The 16,510-nt window shown below is 39.8% G+C and carries 13 protein-coding genes; 12 read left to right on the plus strand and 1 reads right to left on the minus strand.

What is annotated here, in order from left to right; translation table 11 throughout:
- Positions 1 to 13: 13 nt before the first annotated feature.
- The 3 genes from rbfA to rpsO all read left to right on the plus strand — a co-directional run bounded on the left by rbfA (position 14) and on the right by rpsO (position 1,810).
- Positions 14 to 445: a 30S ribosome-binding factor RbfA gene (gene rbfA, locus AAEY98_RS02070; protein ID WP_101085742.1), complete on the plus strand. Its 432-nt coding sequence runs from the start codon at positions 14 to 16 to the stop codon at positions 443 to 445.
- Positions 445 to 1,398 (plus strand): tRNA pseudouridine(55) synthase TruB, encoded by a 954-nt coding sequence (gene truB, locus AAEY98_RS02075; RefSeq protein ID WP_351014730.1) that lies wholly within the window; start codon positions 445 to 447, stop codon positions 1,396 to 1,398. The genes rbfA and truB overlap by 1 nt, the downstream gene beginning before the upstream one ends.
- A gap of 142 nt (positions 1,399 to 1,540) precedes the next feature.
- Positions 1,541 to 1,810, plus strand: a complete 270-nt coding sequence (gene rpsO, locus AAEY98_RS02080; protein WP_011636467.1) for a 30S ribosomal protein S15 — start codon at positions 1,541 to 1,543, stop codon at positions 1,808 to 1,810.
- 1,125 nt (positions 1,811 to 2,935) lie between these two features.
- On the opposite strand, the gene AAEY98_RS02085 is transcribed toward rpsO, so the two are convergent.
- The gene (locus AAEY98_RS02085) at positions 2,936 to 4,972 is read right to left on the minus strand and encodes a putative bifunctional diguanylate cyclase/phosphodiesterase (protein WP_162022528.1); all 2,037 of its coding nucleotides are present in this window, start codon (positions 4,970 to 4,972) and stop codon (positions 2,936 to 2,938) included.
- A 398-nt stretch (positions 4,973 to 5,370) separates the two neighbouring features.
- Here AAEY98_RS02085 and pnp point away from each other — a divergent pair, with 398 nt between their 5' ends.
- The 9 genes from pnp (at position 5,371) to deoA (ending at position 16,508) form a co-directional block, all read left to right on the plus strand.
- Positions 5,371 to 7,467 carry a polyribonucleotide nucleotidyltransferase gene (gene pnp, locus AAEY98_RS02090; RefSeq protein ID WP_192114422.1) on the plus strand — a complete coding sequence of 699 codons (2,097 nt, stop codon included), beginning with the start codon at positions 5,371 to 5,373 and terminating at the stop codon, positions 7,465 to 7,467.
- A 146-nt stretch (positions 7,468 to 7,613) separates the two neighbouring features.
- Positions 7,614 to 8,525 carry a lipoprotein NlpI gene (gene nlpI, locus AAEY98_RS02095; RefSeq protein ID WP_351014732.1) on the plus strand — a complete coding sequence of 304 codons (912 nt, stop codon included), beginning with the start codon at positions 7,614 to 7,616 and terminating at the stop codon, positions 8,523 to 8,525.
- A 76-nt stretch (positions 8,526 to 8,601) separates the two neighbouring features.
- Positions 8,602 to 10,182, plus strand: a complete 1,581-nt coding sequence (prfC, locus tag AAEY98_RS02100; RefSeq protein ID WP_182743607.1) for a peptide chain release factor 3 — start codon at positions 8,602 to 8,604, stop codon at positions 10,180 to 10,182.
- A gap of 81 nt (positions 10,183 to 10,263) precedes the next feature.
- Positions 10,264 to 10,458: a DUF5363 family protein gene (locus tag AAEY98_RS22805; RefSeq protein ID WP_502959383.1), complete on the plus strand. Its 195-nt coding sequence runs from the start codon at positions 10,264 to 10,266 to the stop codon at positions 10,456 to 10,458.
- Positions 10,451 to 11,212 (plus strand): TatD family hydrolase, encoded by a 762-nt coding sequence (locus AAEY98_RS02105; RefSeq protein ID WP_101085728.1) that lies wholly within the window; start codon positions 10,451 to 10,453, stop codon positions 11,210 to 11,212. Before AAEY98_RS22805 ends, AAEY98_RS02105 begins: the two co-directional genes overlap by 8 nt.
- Positions 11,213 to 11,389: 177 nt before the next feature.
- On the plus strand, positions 11,390 to 12,652 hold the full coding sequence (locus tag AAEY98_RS02110) for a NupC/NupG family nucleoside CNT transporter (RefSeq protein ID WP_101085726.1): 1,263 nt from the start codon (positions 11,390 to 11,392) through the stop codon (positions 12,650 to 12,652).
- 359 nt (positions 12,653 to 13,011) lie between these two features.
- Positions 13,012 to 13,896: a nucleoside-specific channel-forming Tsx family protein gene (locus AAEY98_RS02115; protein WP_162022532.1), complete on the plus strand. Its 885-nt coding sequence runs from the start codon at positions 13,012 to 13,014 to the stop codon at positions 13,894 to 13,896.
- Positions 13,897 to 14,275: 379 nt separating this feature from the next.
- Positions 14,276 to 15,049, plus strand: coding sequence for a deoxyribose-phosphate aldolase (deoC, locus tag AAEY98_RS02120; RefSeq protein ID WP_101085722.1), 774 nt, complete (start codon positions 14,276 to 14,278; stop codon positions 15,047 to 15,049).
- 127 nt (positions 15,050 to 15,176) lie between these two features.
- Positions 15,177 to 16,508 (plus strand): thymidine phosphorylase, encoded by a 1,332-nt coding sequence (deoA, locus tag AAEY98_RS02125; protein ID WP_101085721.1) that lies wholly within the window; start codon positions 15,177 to 15,179, stop codon positions 16,506 to 16,508.
- Positions 16,509 to 16,510: the final 2 nt, after the last annotated feature.

Here is a 16,510-nt window from a genome sequence, read left to right on the forward strand (position 1 = left end):
ATGGCATATCATCATGGCAAAAGAATTTAGTCGTACCCGCCGTATTGCACAACAACTCCAGCAAGAACTGGCAATGGTGTTGCAACGCGATATGAAAGATCCTCGCATTGGTTTTGTCACAGTTAATGACGTCGACGTCTCTCGTGATTTAAGTTATGCAAAAGTTTATGTGACTTTTTTTGAAGAAGACACTGAACTTGTTCAACAAAAAATTGATGCGCTAACTGTAGCCGCGCCTTATGTACGTACTTTAGTTGCTGGACGTATGAAATTACGTGTTATGCCTGAATTACGTTTTATTTATGATAGTTCGCTAGTAGAAGGCATGCGTATGTCTAACCTAGTCACACAAGTCATAAATAAAGATAAAGCCAAACAGCAGCAGTTTACGCCTGACGCACCTGATAACAGCGAGTCTGTTGATGGTGAAAAGGAGCAAGATTAATGGCTCGTCGCCCTAAAGGTCGCTTCATCGACGGAATCGTATTACTCGATAAAGATACTGGCATGAGCTCTAATTTTGCCCTGCAAAGAGTGAAGCGTTTTTTTAATGCCAATAAAGCTGGCCATACAGGTGCTTTAGACCCGTTAGCAACAGGTATGTTGCCTATTTGCCTCGGAGAAGCGACTAAGTTCTCTCAGCATCTATTAGATTCGGATAAGCGCTACCTGGTGACCGCTAAATTGGGTCAACGTACTGATACGAGTGACTCTGATGGGGAAGTCGTGCAAACGCGCCCTGTGAATGTGACTCAAGCATTACTAGATGAAAAGCTCACGTTTTTTCGAGGAACCACTCAGCAAATACCGTCAATGTATTCGGCATTAAAATACCAAGGTCAACCTTTGTATAAATATGCCCGTGAGGGGATTGAAGTTCCACGTGAGTCACGGCCAATTACCGTATTTGAGCTAAATTTTATTAAGCTTGAAGGTGATGAACTAACCCTAGACATTCATTGTTCTAAAGGGACTTATATACGTACCATTATTGATGATTTAGGTGAAATGCTTGGATGTGGAGCACATGTTATTATGTTGCGTCGTACTCAAGTTGCCGAATATCCTTATGAAAAAATGGTTACCTTAGCGCAATTAGAAGCACTACTTGAACAAGCTCATAGACAAGATGTTGCTCCTCAGACCCTAATGGATCCGTTATTGTTACCAATGGACACTGCAGTGGCTAAATTCGCTGAAATTAACTTGCCTGAGGCGATGTTATATTACGTCATGCAAGGACAAGCAATTCAAGCTGCGGGACTTAAGCCTGATGAGTTAGTTCGTATCACTATTGGCGATGAACGCCGATTTGTTGGTATGGGTATCATGAATGATGATGGTTTATTAGCGCCAAAACGTTTGATTGTAATCCACGATAATGATACTGCTGAGTAGTCGAGTCGGTTTCGTCGTTGGCTTTTTCAGATAAATAATCGAATTTTATTGCGGTTAACTAACAATCTGGTTAGAATATCGCGCTCACTCTGGCTGAGTTAGTGATCGGCTAGAGATACATTTACTTTTTTTGGAGATACACATGTCACTAAGTGCTGAAACAAAAGCAAAAATTTTGGCTGATTTTGGTCGCTGCGAAAACGATACTGGTTCAACTGAAGTTCAAGTAGCTTTGTTAACTGCTCAAATTAATCACCTTCAAGGTCACTTTAAAGAGCACATCCATGATCACCACTCTCGTCGTGGTTTATTACGTATGGTTAGTGCACGCCGTAAGCTTTCAGCTTACTTAAAGCGTACTGACGTAGCTCGTTATACTGCTATGATCCAGAAGTTAGGTTTACGTCGTTAATTCGACATCTGCTTACTTTTGTAAGTAGTTTAACCGTAAAGAGGGAGGCCATAAGCCTCCTTTTTTTATTGCCTAAAATAATGAACTCGCCTGAAAATATTGCTAATCTCGTACCTACCAGTTGTCTTGGCGTTATCTACCCAATATATGGGAGTATTATCTTGGTTGTCTTTTATATCTTCAGGCTATTCTAATGGCTAAATATCCCAATGTAAGTTGTTGTACGATGTTTTGCTGGACGAGAACCGCTGTTTTTGTTCTTGCATTGTTTATACTCGCTTAATCCCACCCTGCTAGCTAATTTCATCGATATTTATCGTTTAATTGACTATGACTAATTTACGGTTCGATCTTTCATAGTCATCATGATTTCTGAATATTTTATTTCATTATTTCATTATTTCAGAAGATCTTGATTCAGAAACTATATGGCCATTTGATTAAAGATATAAGCTATTTATTTGTCTAAGCATTTACGTTTCAGCATAATCTTCAGGTTATTATTCATCTGCAACATCTTTTAACATCATACCCAATACAGTAAATTGAATACTTAAGTTGTTCCATAAACATAGGTGTGAGCACTCTTATATGATTTAACATTGAATGTAGACTAGAGATTGCAGGATTAAAGGCGTTAGGGCTCGCAGGAGTCGTTATCTAGTACAATCACACCAACAATTATGCAGTAGCCAAGAAAGTGCTAATCACTTGCTCAGGGACTTAATAGTCAATGCATGGGCTTTGACAACTTAATATCCTGCCATCGGCAACTTCTAGTGAGTGAGTAAATAAAACAACAATTTGAACCCTACATTTGTCTCAAACAATTACGGCAATGTACTAAGTTTGATGACCATTTCAATAGAGTGCTGCTAGGATTGTTTAGAGAATAGAGAATAGAGAATAGAGAATAGAGAATGCTTACAATTTTGCCGAAACAATTAAGCTCTTTAGATGAGGTAATATAACCTGCGGAAGGTTAAGACAGCCACCTTTAGATAATACCGCTTTATTGTGGCGAACTCGCCACAGACCAACCCAACTCTTACGATCAAGCTTTATTCATAATTGGCCGCTAATGAATACTTTGGCATGCCTGATTTGGGCTTGCGTTTGTTGCGGTTAAACATGCATTATTTTCGCGGTATTGCAGGCAATATATTTTTCTTCAAATTCTTCTATGGGTAATGGCTGGCTGAAGTAAAAACCTTGACCGATTTCACATTGATTTTCTTTTAACCATTCAAGTTGTTGAATGTTTTCAATACCTTCAGCAACAATGGTCAAATCAAGCTGGCGCCCGAGCATTAAAATAGTTGACGCAATTGCGCTATCTTCTGGAAGATCGCTAACAAATGCACGGTCAATTTTCATTGTGGTAATCGGTAAATGACGTAAATATGATAATGAAGAATATCCTGTGCCAAAATCATCGACCGCAATACCAAAACCCGCTGATTTGAGTTGTTCTAATTTAGTAATTGCTTGTTCAACATCATTCATCAGTGACGTTTCTGTAATTTCTATTTCAAGTAATTCCGGACGTATTTGATAACGGATCGCCAGTTGCTTAATATCAGGTACTAAACTGGCATCTGCAAATTGTTGCGAGGCCACATTCACAGCAATAGGGATAGCATAATTATATTTACGTTGCCATTCCCTGATGACTTTACAGCTTTGCTCGATAACCCAACGTCCAATAGGGATGATAATACCGGTTTCTTCGGCTACAGGGATAAATGACATAGGACTTATTAATCGGCCGTCTTTTTGCCAGCGAATAAGAGCTTCACATCCGACGACTTTATTGGTGTTTAAGTCAAATTTAGGTTGAAAATATAATAAAAACTCGTTGTTTTTCAAAGCATCGTGTAACGAGGCTTCTGTACGTAATCTCACTGCAGCACGTTCGGTCATTTGTTGTTTAAAGAACGACCATTGATTAGAACCAGCGGCTTTAGCGCTGTACATGGCAATATCTGCATGACGAATTAAATCCTCTGCGGTGTTACCATCTTCGGGATATATCGATATACCGATAGACGCCGCTGGGTGAATAGCATGTTCGTTTAGCTGAATTGGAGTATTTAATTGGATCAGCAACTTATCAACAAAATCAGCTGCTTGTGATGGGGTTTGAATTTCATCGGCTAAAATTACAAATTCATCGCCGCCTAAGCGCGCTACGCTACCTCGATCACCTACCACTCTTTCTAAAATACGTGCGATTCGGGCGAGGAATTGATCTCCTAATGCATGACCTAAAGAGTCATTGACGTTTTTAAAACGATCTAAGTCTATAAAAAGTAGTGCAAAATTTCGCTTATGAACACGTGAACGTTGAATTGTCACATTGAGTGTTTCTAACAATAAGGTTCGATTCGGTAGCCCTGTTAATGGGTCACGTGTCGCCATTTTTCGCAGTTTATTTTGAGTTTGGCTGAATTGTAATAAGATTTGATTAAATTTACTGGTCACTAGGCCTAATTCATCATCTTTATGGGCTTGAGACATCGGCAACAAGTTTTCATCAGGATAGTCTGGATCAATTTTATCAATAGCTTCACTAATGCGTGCGATGGGTTGTGTTAAAAAACGATGAAACACCACTGTTAATACTAAAGTGAGCAATAGTGCGCGAGCCAATGTCGCTATTAGCCCAAGTTGTAGCTGACTGAAGAGTTTAGTCGTCAGTTTTTGGGTGTCGTAAAAAATGGTCAATGTGCCAATGAGTTGCTGTTGTTTGTTGCCTTCAAAGTAGAACGGACGATACAGCGAACGGGAAATTTCTTTCAAATTACCAAAAAGACGATTACTTAACGATATGTAGTTATTGGAAAACTCATCAGATTCATTGGCCACAGATACAAATAGCGAACCATCATCAAGCTCAATGACCGCTGAACCGACGTTATCTACTTTGATGATGCCTTCGAGTGTTTGACTAGCAAGTTTGTCATCTAACGACCATACCGCATTCGTAGTGGTTTGCTCGACGGAATTGAGTAGTTCTTGCTGTGCTGCTGTAAGCTGTTGTTTAGTCGTTATAACAACTAACGCAATTTCTACGATAAAGATGGCAATTGCAAAAAACAAAGCAGTAAATACCACTAAGTTAGTTTGTTTCCATGTAAGAGACTTAAAACGGGCAGTCATGTATTATTCCATGTCATATAAGTGACTGATTCTACGTTGGTTTTAGCATTTTAAAATGCTAAAGTTACTCATGATTTATAGGTTCTATTAAATCAATCTTAACGTGGCTAATTAATTCGTTAACCCTTACAAAAATTGACACTATTAGCTACAACTTTAGTCAAATTCATCTGTCTTGTCATCAATAATCAAATCAAATAGCAAACCTCAGGTCACTTAATCGTAAAGTTTTTTGCTTAATAACGTCTAAATCATTTGTTAATACGATGATCTCATGTAGGAAAATGATTATTTTAAAGATTTTCACATTCTGTAACTCGCGTCTATTTAACTATTCGGTCTAATTGAAGTATACTTGTGCGCGTAATTAAAGGTCATTAAATTAAGGAATGGGTCACGTGAATCCAATTGTAAAGAGTTTTGAGTATGGTCAACATACAGTCACCTTAGAAACAGGTGTTATTGCACGTCAAGCTGATGCTGCAGTTTTAGCAAGCATGGGCGATACCACAGTATTAGTTACTGTAGTTGGTAAAAAAGTAGCGGATTTAAGCCGTGACTTCTTCCCGCTAACTGTTAACTATCAAGAAAAAACCTATGCTGCAGGTAAAATTCCTGGTGGTTTCTTCAAGCGTGAAGGCCGTCCATCAGAAGATGAAACTCTGATTGCGCGTCTTATTGACCGTCCTATTCGTCCTTTATTCCCTAACGGTTTTAAAAACGAAGTTCAAGTTATCATCACTGTGGTTTCTGTTGATCCACAAATCGAGCCAGATATTGTTTCGATGATTGGTACCTCAGCAGCGTTAGCTATTTCTGGTATTCCTTTCAGTGGCCCACTAGGTGCTGCGCGTGTTGGGTATATCAACGATGAATATGTACTTAACCCAACAGTTGATCAGCTTGCAACAAGTTCACTAAACCTAGTGGTTGCGGGTACTAAAGCTGCTGTACTTATGGTTGAATCTGAAGCTAAAGCGCTTGCAGAAGAAATCATGTTAGGTGCGGTAACTTACGGACATGATCAACAACAAGTTGTTGTTGATGCTATTGCTGAGTTCAAGGCTGAAGCTGGCAAACCAACATGGGATTGGACTGCACCAGTTCAAGATCAAGTGTTAGTTGCTAAAATCAAAGATCTTGCAGAAGCTGGCATGACAGAAGCTTACCAAATTGAAGTTAAACAAGACCGCTATGTACAAGTCGGTATTGTTAAAGCTACTGCTAAAGCTGCACTAGTTGCAGAGAATCCAGATGTTGATACTCGTGAAGTAGACAACTTACTCGGTAGTTTAGAGAAAAGCGTTGTTCGCGGCCGTATTATCAGTGGTAAGCCTCGTATCGATGGTCGTGAACCAGATATGATCCGCGCGTTAAGTGTTTTAGCGGGTGTACTTCCACGTACTCACGGTAGTTCATTATTTACACGTGGTGAAACTCAAGCATTAGTAACCTGTACTTTAGGTACTGAACGTGATGCGCAGAAGATTGATAGCATCATGGGCGAACGTACTAATCGCTTTATGCTTCATTATAACTTCCCTCCGTATTCTGTTGGTGAAACAGGTATGGTTGGCTCACCTAAGCGCCGCGAAATCGGTCATGGTAAGTTAGCATGGCGTGGTATGAATGCCGTGATGCCTTCAGCTGAAGAATTCCCGTACAGCATTCGTGTTGTATCTGAAATTACTGAATCTAACGGTTCAAGCTCAATGGCTTCAGTATGTGGTACTTCATTAGCATTGATGGATGCAGGTGTACCAATCAAGACTTCTGTTGCGGGTATTGCAATGGGTCTAGTTAAAGAAGGCGACGATTTTGTTGTGCTTTCTGACATCTTAGGCGATGAAGATCACTTAGGCGATATGGACTTTAAAGTAGCCGGTACTCGTGATGGTATTACTGCATTGCAGATGGATATCAAAATCGAAGGTATCACTAAAGAAATCATGGATATCGCACTGCAACAGGCTTATGGTGCTCGTGTTCATATTCTAAACGTTATGGATCAAGCTATTGGTTCACATCGTGACGATATTTCTGCCCATGCTCCACGAATCACTACCATCAAGATTAACCCTGAGAAGATCCGTGACGTTATTGGTAAAGGCGGTGCGGTAATTCGTGCGCTTACCGAAGAAACGGGTACTACAATTGAGCTTGATGATAATGGTACTGTGAAGATTGCCTCTTCAAACGGTGAAGCGACTAAAGAAGCAATCCGTCGTATTGAAGAAATCACTGCAGAAGTTGAAGTGGGCCGTATCTACAACGGTAAAGTTATTCGTATCGTTGATTTTGGTGCGTTCGTTAACATTCTTCCTGGTAAAGACGGTTTAGTTCACATCTCGCAAATTAGCGATGAGCGTGTTGCTAACGTGTCAGACCATTTAGAGATGAACCAAGAAGTTGCTGTTAAAGTAATGGAAGTGGATCGTCAAGGTCGTGTAAGACTATCAATTAAAGAAGCTCAAGCGAAAGAAACTGCTGAGTAATGTAATTTAAAGGCTTAACGACACAAAAGGAGATCATTTGATCTCCTTTTTTTATCTATAAAAAAATAATCTGTAATGTGCATGGCTCTTAGATTGCCAGATTGCTATGATATTGAATATTAATAGAACCTGATAAGGTAAAGCGGATGGAATGTAAACTACGCACCACAATCGTTGCCGTTGTTGTCGGTGCAAGTATGTTGTTGTCAGGGTGTGCTGCAACGTTAGGTTCAAATGATAATATTGCAGGGCAGATGATTGTCGCGCCGGTTATGCCTGATTATAAATTAGAAGTGACACTCGCAAAGCTAAATGAAATTTTGGCTACCATGGAGTTAACTGACGAACAACGTGCTCGTTTTCATTACGATCGAGGGGTCATTTATGACAGTGTCGGATTACGTCTACTTGGCAGAATCGATTTTCATCAAGCATTAAAATTACAGCCTGATCTAGCCGATGCATATAACTTTCTTGGTATTTATTACACCCAAGAAGGCGAGTTTGATAGTGCTTATGAAGCATTTGATGGTGTACTCGAACTGTCACCAAACTATGACTATGCCTTTTTAAATCGTGGTATTGCATTATATTATGGCGAACGTTACGAATTAGCCGTTGATGATATGAAAGCATTCTATGATCGTGACCCAAGTGACGGTTATCGAGCTTTATGGCTGTATTTGATGTCTTCCTCAATCGATAATAAGCCTGCTTTGGCAGACCTTGCGATACAGCGTCAGCAGTTAAAGGATAAAGACTGGTCTAGTGTGTTAGTCGATTTTTACTTAGGTAAGATAAATCAAGAACAAGTATTTGCTGCCGCAAAAGAAGGTTTGTCTCAGCCTAAAGAATATGCAGAACGTTTATGTGAAGCCTATTTTTACTTAGCGAAACATGCTGCTGAAAATGGTCAATATCAGCAAGCGGCTAATTTCTATCGTTTAACGTTAGCCACCAATATTTATGATTTTGTTGAGCATCGTTATGCGAGAATTGAATTAGCCAGAATGAAAAATATGATTCAACAATCTAACGAATTGTCATCTAAGAGCTAAAAAACACTTTGCCTAGCCAATTCTATCGATAGGCGCTATAATTTGCGCCTTTTTTAGCGGCTAGTGCAAGGTTAACATGTCAGGCAATAAAGTTGAGGTCGACAAGCGTCGTACCTTCGCCATCATTTCGCACCCCGATGCGGGTAAAACCACCATCACCGAAAAAGTGCTTTTATTCGGAAATGCCTTACAAAAGGCTGGCACGGTAAAAGGCAAAAAGTCTGGTCAACATGCTAAATCTGATTGGATGGAAATGGAAAAAGATCGTGGTATTTCGATTACCACCTCTGTGATGCAATTCCCTTACGGTGGCGCGCTCATCAATTTACTTGATACGCCTGGTCACGAAGACTTTTCGGAAGACACCTACCGTACACTAACCGCAGTAGATTCATGTTTAATGGTTATCGACTCCGCTAAAGGTGTCGAAGATCGTACTATTAAGCTTATGGAAGTGACGCGCTTACGTGACACACCTATTGTGACATTCATGAACAAATGTGACCGCGATATTCGTGATCCCATTGAATTAATGGATGAAGTAGAAGACATCTTAAAAATAGCTTGTGCACCGATTACTTGGCCAATTGGTTCAGGTAAGGAATTTAAAGGTGTGTATCATATTCTGCGTGATGAAGTCATTTTATACCAGAGCGGTATGGGTCATACAATTCAAGATGAGCGTATTATCAAAGGATTACATAATCCTGAATTAGATAAAGTTCTTGGATCGTATGCCTCTGAAATACGTGATGAAATGGAACTGGTCGCTGGCGCTTCAAATGAATTCAATCAAGAAGCTTTTCTAAAAGGCGAGCTTACGCCAGTATATTTTGGTACCGCCTTAGGTAACTTTGGTGTGGATCATATTTTGGATGGTATCGTGGAATGGGCTCCAAAGCCGCTTCCCCGTGAAAGTGATGTACGAAATGTCACGCCTGATGAAGAAAAGTTTTCTGGTTTTATTTTTAAGATACAAGCCAATATGGATCCAAAACATCGAGACCGTGTTGCTTTTATGCGTGTTTGCTCGGGTAGATATGAACAAGGTATGAAAATGCACCATGTTCGCATCGGTAAAGATGTCAATGTCAGTGATGCTTTGACCTTTATGGCTGGTGATCGAAGTCGTGCCGAAGTGGCGTACCCAGGCGATATTATTGGATTACATAATCATGGCACCATGCGAATTGGTGATACATTTACTCAAGGCGAAAAACTTCGCTTTACTGGGGTGCCAAACTTTGCACCTGAAATGTTCCGTCGTATTCGTTTAAAAGATCCACTAAAACAAAAGCAGCTGCTTAAAGGGTTAGTGCAATTATCTGAAGAGGGAGCCGTTCAGGTCTTCAGACCAATTGATTCTAACGATTTAATCGTAGGTGCGGTTGGTGTGCTACAGTTTGAAGTAGTTGTTGGACGCTTAAAAAGTGAATATAACGTAGAAGCTATTTACGAAGGTATCAGTGTGAGTACCGCACGTTGGGTCTATTGCAAAGATGAACGTAAATTAGAAGAGTTTCGACGTAAATGTAGTCAAAATTTAGCCCTAGATGGCGGTAATAACTTGACCTATATTGCTCCTACTATGGTGAATCTAAACTTATCGATGGAACGCTACCCTGATGTTGAGTTTGCCAAAACACGCGAACATTAAATGTTAAGAAGTTTTTTACAGATATGTTAAAAAAGGTGGCTGTGCCGCCTTTTTTATTATTATTTTTAACAGGGAATTAAGATGATTAAGGCTATTTTTAGGCTATTTATTGTAAAACCCTGGCAAAGGTACATTTTATGGTGTGATGAGATGGGGTTAACCCTAGAAAATAAACGCAGCTGTGTACCACGATTGAGCGAACCTAAAAATGAAGCATCGACATCTGAGCCCGTCATAAATCAGAATGGCAATAAAAAAGAGCAACCTTATGATTGATACTCATGCTCATCTCGACATGTCAGAGTTCGATGATGATAGAACACAATTATTTGATGCCATGCATCGCCATGGTATTAGCTCTGCTATTTTACCTGGTGTGTCGGTTGATAAATGGCAAAAGCAAATTCTAATAGCACAGCAGTTTAATTGCTATTTCTCCCTTGGTATTCATCCGTGGTACGTGCCTGAGGACATTGATGCTGCCATTATTAAGCTTGAAGCAACGATACAACAATATAGCAAGAATAGGCGTTTGGTTGCTGTTGGGGAGTGTGGGCTGGATAAATTGCACCATTGGTCAGATAAACAATTGTTGTTACTTGAGAAACAGTTATCGCTTGCTCAAATTTACCAATTACCCGTCATTTTACATGCTGTTAAAGCTCACCAAGAATTATTGTCAATGTTGGCACATATTAGACTGCCTAAAGGCGGCGTAGTGCATGGGTTCTATGGCAATAGTGAAATTGCGAAACGTTATATTTCACTCGGTTTTAAATTAGGTGTTGGTGCTTTAATACTCAATCCAAGTGCGAAAAAGCTTCGAGAAACAGTGGTTAATTTACCTTTAGAACACTTTTTATTGGAAACTGATTCACCAAGTATGCCTCCTTTTGATCATCCTAAATCACGTAACACCCCTCTTATTCTTCCTCGAATTGTGTCCGAAATCGCATTTTTAAAGAAAAAGCCGACTGTTTGTATATTAGAACAGTTGAATAAAAATGCATTGCAACTGTTTGAGCTTTAATTGTTTTTTAATGAACATAGAGACATAAATTGTTTTTAATGTCGTAAGGGTTTGAAATTAAACTTTAAAAACTTGATCAAAACGACGCTTTTCGTTTCACGCTCAGTTATAATCATCAGCGGAAATTAGGTGAGTTAACAACATTCAAAAAAACTGTTAACAAAAGGGTGATGATTAATGGATATAGTAATGAGTTTAGTAGGGGTGGTCACCTTACTATTGATAGGTTTTGCACTATCAAATAATAGAAAAGCAATTAGTGTACGTACCGTTGGTGGTGCTTTAGCAATTCAAGCATTCTTCGCTGGTTTCGTATTATATGTTCCAATCGGTAAAGACATTCTGAAAGGTGTTTCTGACGCAGTATCAAGTGTGATTAGTTATGCACAAGCAGGTACTAGCTTCTTATTTGGTGATTTAGCTAACTTTAAAGTTGGTTTTATTTTCGCCATCAACGTATTACCTGTCATTATATTCTTCTCTTCTTTAATTGCAGTGCTTTACTATTTAGGCATTATGCAGTGGATCATCCGCATTATTGGTGGCGGTCTACAAAAAGCATTAGGCACAAGCCGCACTGAATCAATGTCAGCAACAGCGAACATTTTCGTTGGTCAAACTGAAGCACCGTTAGTTGTGCGTCCGTTTATTGCTACTATGACTCAATCAGAGTTATTCGCCATCATGGTGGGTGGTTTAGCATCAATCGCTGGTTCTGTATTAGCGGGTTACGCGCAAATGGGTGTTCCAATTGCATACTTAGTTGCAGCGTCATTCATGGCGGCACCAGGTGGCCTATTAATGGCTAAACTGATGCACCCAGAAACAGAAGCGGCTATCAATGAAATGGACGATTTACCAGATGATCCTGATAAGCCAGCAAACGTGTTAGATGCTGCTGCTTCAGGTGCTGCATCAGGTATGCACCTTGCATTGAACGTTGGTGCTATGTTGATCGCATTCGTTGGATTAATTGCAATGGTCAACGGTATCATCGGTGGCGTAACAGGTTGGTTCGGTTTAGAGGGTATTACGTTAGAACTTATCCTTGGTTATATCTTTATGCCTCTAGCTTTCTTAATCGGTGTACCTTGGAACGAAGCGCTTGTTGCTGGTTCTTTCATCGGTCAAAAGATTGTTGTTAACGAATTTGTTGCTTACTTAAACTTCGCTCCGTATCTACTTGATGCATCTGCTGAAGGCTTTAAAGTAGTAGCTGAAACTGGCGCAATGATGTCAGACCGTACTAAAGCGATTATCTCTTTCGCATTGTGTGGATTCGCTAACTTATCTTCTATTGCAATCTTACTTGGTGGTTTAGGTGCTATGGCTCCTTCACGTCGCCATGACCTTGCAAAACTAGGTATCCGTGCTGTTATCGCTGGTTCATTAGCTAACTTAATGAGCGCGACATTAGCCGGTTTATTCTTAGCTATCTAAGTTAAGAGTAATTCCAGGGGGAATACCTCCTACAGCTGGGTCTTTACTTTAATAATTATTAGAGACCCAGTTTTGTAATAAAGTTGTTATTGATTTTTGTGTTAATCCACCGTTTCCCAATACGAAGTTATGCTGTTTTAGTGATTGCAAAAGAGGATGCATTAAATTCTCTAGTCAAGATTGAAATGTCAAATTGTTAATGATGTGTGGACAAAAAGTCGCGACATTGTTCACAAAAAAGAATTTTGTATTCGTTTTTTATCGATTAAATATTGAGATTTATATCAGTAACGGTAAAATACGAATGATTAAAAAGAAGTGCTATCCAAGAAGATAGTTAAATAATATACATGGGGTTGATGATGAAAAAATTAAATACTTTAGTATTAGCAAGTACCGTTGCACTAGCGGGCTCTGCATTTACTGTTTCTGCTGCTGAACAAACTGGTGACATTCACGCGAATGATTATAAGTGGATGCAGTTTAACATTATGTACGCAATCGATGAGCATCCAATTGCAAACGAAGATGAAGCTACCCATAACTATTTAGAGATGGAGTTTGGTGGACGTTCTGGTTTTGTTGACCTATATGGTTATGTTGATGTTTTCAACTTAGGCAACAGTGATTCAGGCGATAAAGCTGACGGCGCGAGCAAAATGTTCATGAAGTTAGCTCCTCGTTTTTCTCTTGATGCTATTACTGGTAAAGATTTATCTTTCGGCCCAGTTCAAGAAGTATATTTATCTACTCTATTTAACTGGGGTGGCGGCGCTATCAATACCGATGGTAATGGTGCTGGCGATGTTAACATGTCTTTCTGGGGTGTTGGTGCGGATGTAATGGTTCCATGGTTAGGTAAAACTGGCATGAACATGTTCGCTAGTTATGATATTAACCGTAAAGACTGGAATGGTTACCAATTCTCAGCTAACTGGTTCAAGCCATTTGTTTTCTTCGATGACAAGAGCTTTTTATCTTTCCAAGGTTATGTTGATTACCAATTTGACATGGACGAAGAATATTCAGGCCAAAACAGTGATGGTAACTATAACAACACTGAACACGGTGGCGCTGGTTTCTTAGGTCTTTACTACCATACAGACCGTTTTGCTTTAGGTTATGGTGCTAAATACTTCTACCACTCATACGGCTTAAATGACAATGCATTTAAGAATCAGTTCTTTGATGGTTTGAATACAACAGGTTGGACTCACTTCCTAACCGCAACTTACAAAATCTAGTTTTTTTGTATATGAGTTGTTGGAGCCGCGTTTAGCGGCTCCATATTTTACAATAAATGCAAATCGAACTTTCATTTAAAATCATTGTCTAATAAGAGTGTTTTTATATAAAAGTTTGTACCCTACAAAGTTTTATTTTTACGCGCTAAAATGGATTTTTCGCGGAACAGTTGAAACAATTATCTTTGTTTTATCTTTTCCGGTCTTCAAGGATTCAAGTCGTGGTACTCGTTATCAGATTGAATACTTAGGTTAGTAAATAGTAGTAAGATTTACTGGCAATACTGAAGGCCCGGCCATAATTATAATCATATGCCAGCTACATAGTGTTGCCTGAAAAAAATTTATCAACTTTGATTTATCGTTTCGGAGAGCAATTATGACTGATTTAAAAAAAGCGGCACAACGTGGTATTGAATTAATGGATTTAACCACTTTAAATGACGATGATACTGATCAAAAGGTCATCGATTTGTGCCATAAAGCCAAGTCTCCAGCAGGTAATACTGCCGCAATTTGTATTTATCCTCGTTTTATTCCTATTGCACGTAAAACACTAAATGAACTTGATTGTGAAGACATTAAAATTGCAACCGTAACTAATTTTCCACACGGTAATGATGATATTGCCATCGCAGTACTAGAAACTCGTGCCGCAGTTGCCTATGGTGCTGATGAAGTCGATGTTGTGTTTCCATACCGTGCATTAATGGAAGGTAACGAAACCGTCGGTTTTGAATTGGTTAAAGCCTGTAAGGAAGAGTGCGGCGATGATGCGATTTTAAAAGTTATCATCGAATCTGGTGTGTTGAAAGATCCAGCTTTGATCCGTAAAGCATCAGAATTAGCTATCGATGCCGGTGCTGATTTTATTAAAACATCAACGGGTAAAGTACCGGTGAACGCCACACTTGAAGCGGCTGAAATTATGCTAACTGTAATCAGTGAGAAAAATCGCAATGTAGGCTTTAAGCCTGCCGGCGGTGTTCGTGATGCAGCACAAACAGCAGAGTTTTTAGACTTGGCTGCGCGCATTTTGGGTGCTGATTGGGTTACCCCACAAACTTTCCGTTTTGGTGCATCTAGTTTATTAAATAGCTTATTACATACATTAGAATTAGTTGATACCCCTAAGCCTACTTCAGGTTACTAATCGCATAGATAGTCAAAAATCTCAGTATGGCCTTGGATCATTGTCGTACTGAGGCGCTATCACTTGATAGCATCCTATTATTAAAGGCGACCCTAAAGGTGATGGGTTGCCTAAAGGGAGACGTAACATGTTTTTAGCTCAAGAAATTATACGCAAAAAACGTAATGGCGATGTATTAAGCACTGCAGAAATTCAATTCTTTGTTGATGGCATTACTCATAACACGGTTTCAGAAGGCCAAATTGCTGCGTTCGGCATGGCAGTGTATTTCAAAGATATGAATATGGACGAACGGATTGCATTAACGATTGCAATGCGCGATTCCGGAACCGTATTAAATTGGGATTCTCTGGGCCTCAATGGCCCGATTATCGATAAGCATAGCACTGGTGGTGTTGGCGATGTAATCAGCCTAATGCTTGGCCCTATGGCTGCAGCTTGTGGCGGTTATGTACCAATGATTTCAGGTCGTGGCTTAGGTCACACCGGTGGTACGTTAGATAAATTTGATGCTATTCCTGGCTATCAAACTGAGCCTTCAAGTGAATTATTCCGCAAAGTGGTTAAAGATGCTGGTGTTGCCATTATTGGTCAAACCGGTGACTTAGTCCCTGCTGATAAGCGTTTCTATTCGATTCGTGATAATACCGCCACCGTTGAATCTATCTCACTTATCACCGCATCTATTTTATCTAAAAAGTTAGCCGCGGGGCTTGATGCTCTTGCAATGGATGTCAAAGTCGGCAGCGGTGCATTTATGCCTACTTACGAAGCATCTGAAGAATTAGCTCGCAGTATTACTGCTGTTGCTAATGGCGCAGGAACTAAAACAACGGCATTGTTAACTGACATGAACCAAGTATTGGCTTCGTGTGCAGGTAATGCGGTTGAGGTTCGTGAGGCGATAAACTTTTTGACTGGTCAATATCGTAATCCACGTTTATATGCTGTCACCATGGGATTATGTGCAGAAATGCTAATTTTGGGTGGTATTGCACAGAATGAAGCAGAAGCTCGTCATAAACTAAATACTGTATTAGATAATGGTAAAGCAGCAGAGGCATTTGCTAAAATGGTGTCTGGCTTAGGTGGCCCAACAGATTTTGTTGAGGCATATGATAAGTATTTACCTCATGCGAAAATTGTACGACCTGTATATGCCAATACATCTGGCTTTGCTTACAAAATGGATACACGAGAACTTGGTTTAGCCGTAGTGACCTTAGGTGGTGGACGTCGCAAACCAGGTGATGCACTGGATTACAGTGTTGGATTAACTCAAGTATGCGCATTGGGTCAGGAAGTTAACAAAGATATTCCGTTAGCGATGATCCATGCTCAATCTGAAGATGCTTTCGCCGAAGCTGCCGCTGCTATTCAGCAAGCCATTATTATTGGTGATAGCGCGCCTGAGAAAACGCCTGAAATATATCGTTATATTCGCGCTTCAGATTTATAAAG

This window comes from Shewanella sp. AC91-MNA-CIBAN-0169, assembly GCF_040310165.1.
Classification (GTDB): domain Bacteria; phylum Pseudomonadota; class Gammaproteobacteria; order Enterobacterales; family Shewanellaceae; genus Shewanella.

Excerpts from the sequence above, each read along its gene's own strand:
- deoC (WP_101085722.1), top strand. The coding sequence starts at position 14,276 with ATGACTGATTTAAAAAAAGCGGCACAACGTGGTATTGAATTAATGGAT.
- AAEY98_RS22805 (WP_502959383.1), top strand. The coding sequence starts at position 10,264 with ATGATTAAGGCTATTTTTAGGCTATTTATTGTAAAACCCTGGCAAAGG.
- truB (WP_351014730.1), top strand. The coding sequence starts at position 445 with ATGGCTCGTCGCCCTAAAGGTCGCTTCATCGACGGAATCGTATTACTC.
- rbfA (WP_101085742.1), top strand. The coding sequence starts at position 14 with ATGGCAAAAGAATTTAGTCGTACCCGCCGTATTGCACAACAACTCCAG.
- AAEY98_RS02110 (WP_101085726.1), top strand. The coding sequence starts at position 11,390 with ATGGATATAGTAATGAGTTTAGTAGGGGTGGTCACCTTACTATTGATA.
- nlpI (WP_351014732.1), top strand. The coding sequence starts at position 7,614 with ATGGAATGTAAACTACGCACCACAATCGTTGCCGTTGTTGTCGGTGCA.
- rpsO (WP_011636467.1), top strand. The coding sequence starts at position 1,541 with ATGTCACTAAGTGCTGAAACAAAAGCAAAAATTTTGGCTGATTTTGGT.
- prfC (WP_182743607.1), top strand. The coding sequence starts at position 8,602 with ATGTCAGGCAATAAAGTTGAGGTCGACAAGCGTCGTACCTTCGCCATC.
- AAEY98_RS02105 (WP_101085728.1), top strand. The coding sequence starts at position 10,451 with ATGATTGATACTCATGCTCATCTCGACATGTCAGAGTTCGATGATGAT.
- deoA (WP_101085721.1), top strand. The coding sequence starts at position 15,177 with ATGTTTTTAGCTCAAGAAATTATACGCAAAAAACGTAATGGCGATGTA.
- AAEY98_RS02115 (WP_162022532.1), top strand. The coding sequence starts at position 13,012 with ATGATGAAAAAATTAAATACTTTAGTATTAGCAAGTACCGTTGCACTA.
- AAEY98_RS02085 (WP_162022528.1), bottom strand. The coding sequence starts at position 4,972 with ATGACTGCCCGTTTTAAGTCTCTTACATGGAAACAAACTAACTTAGTG.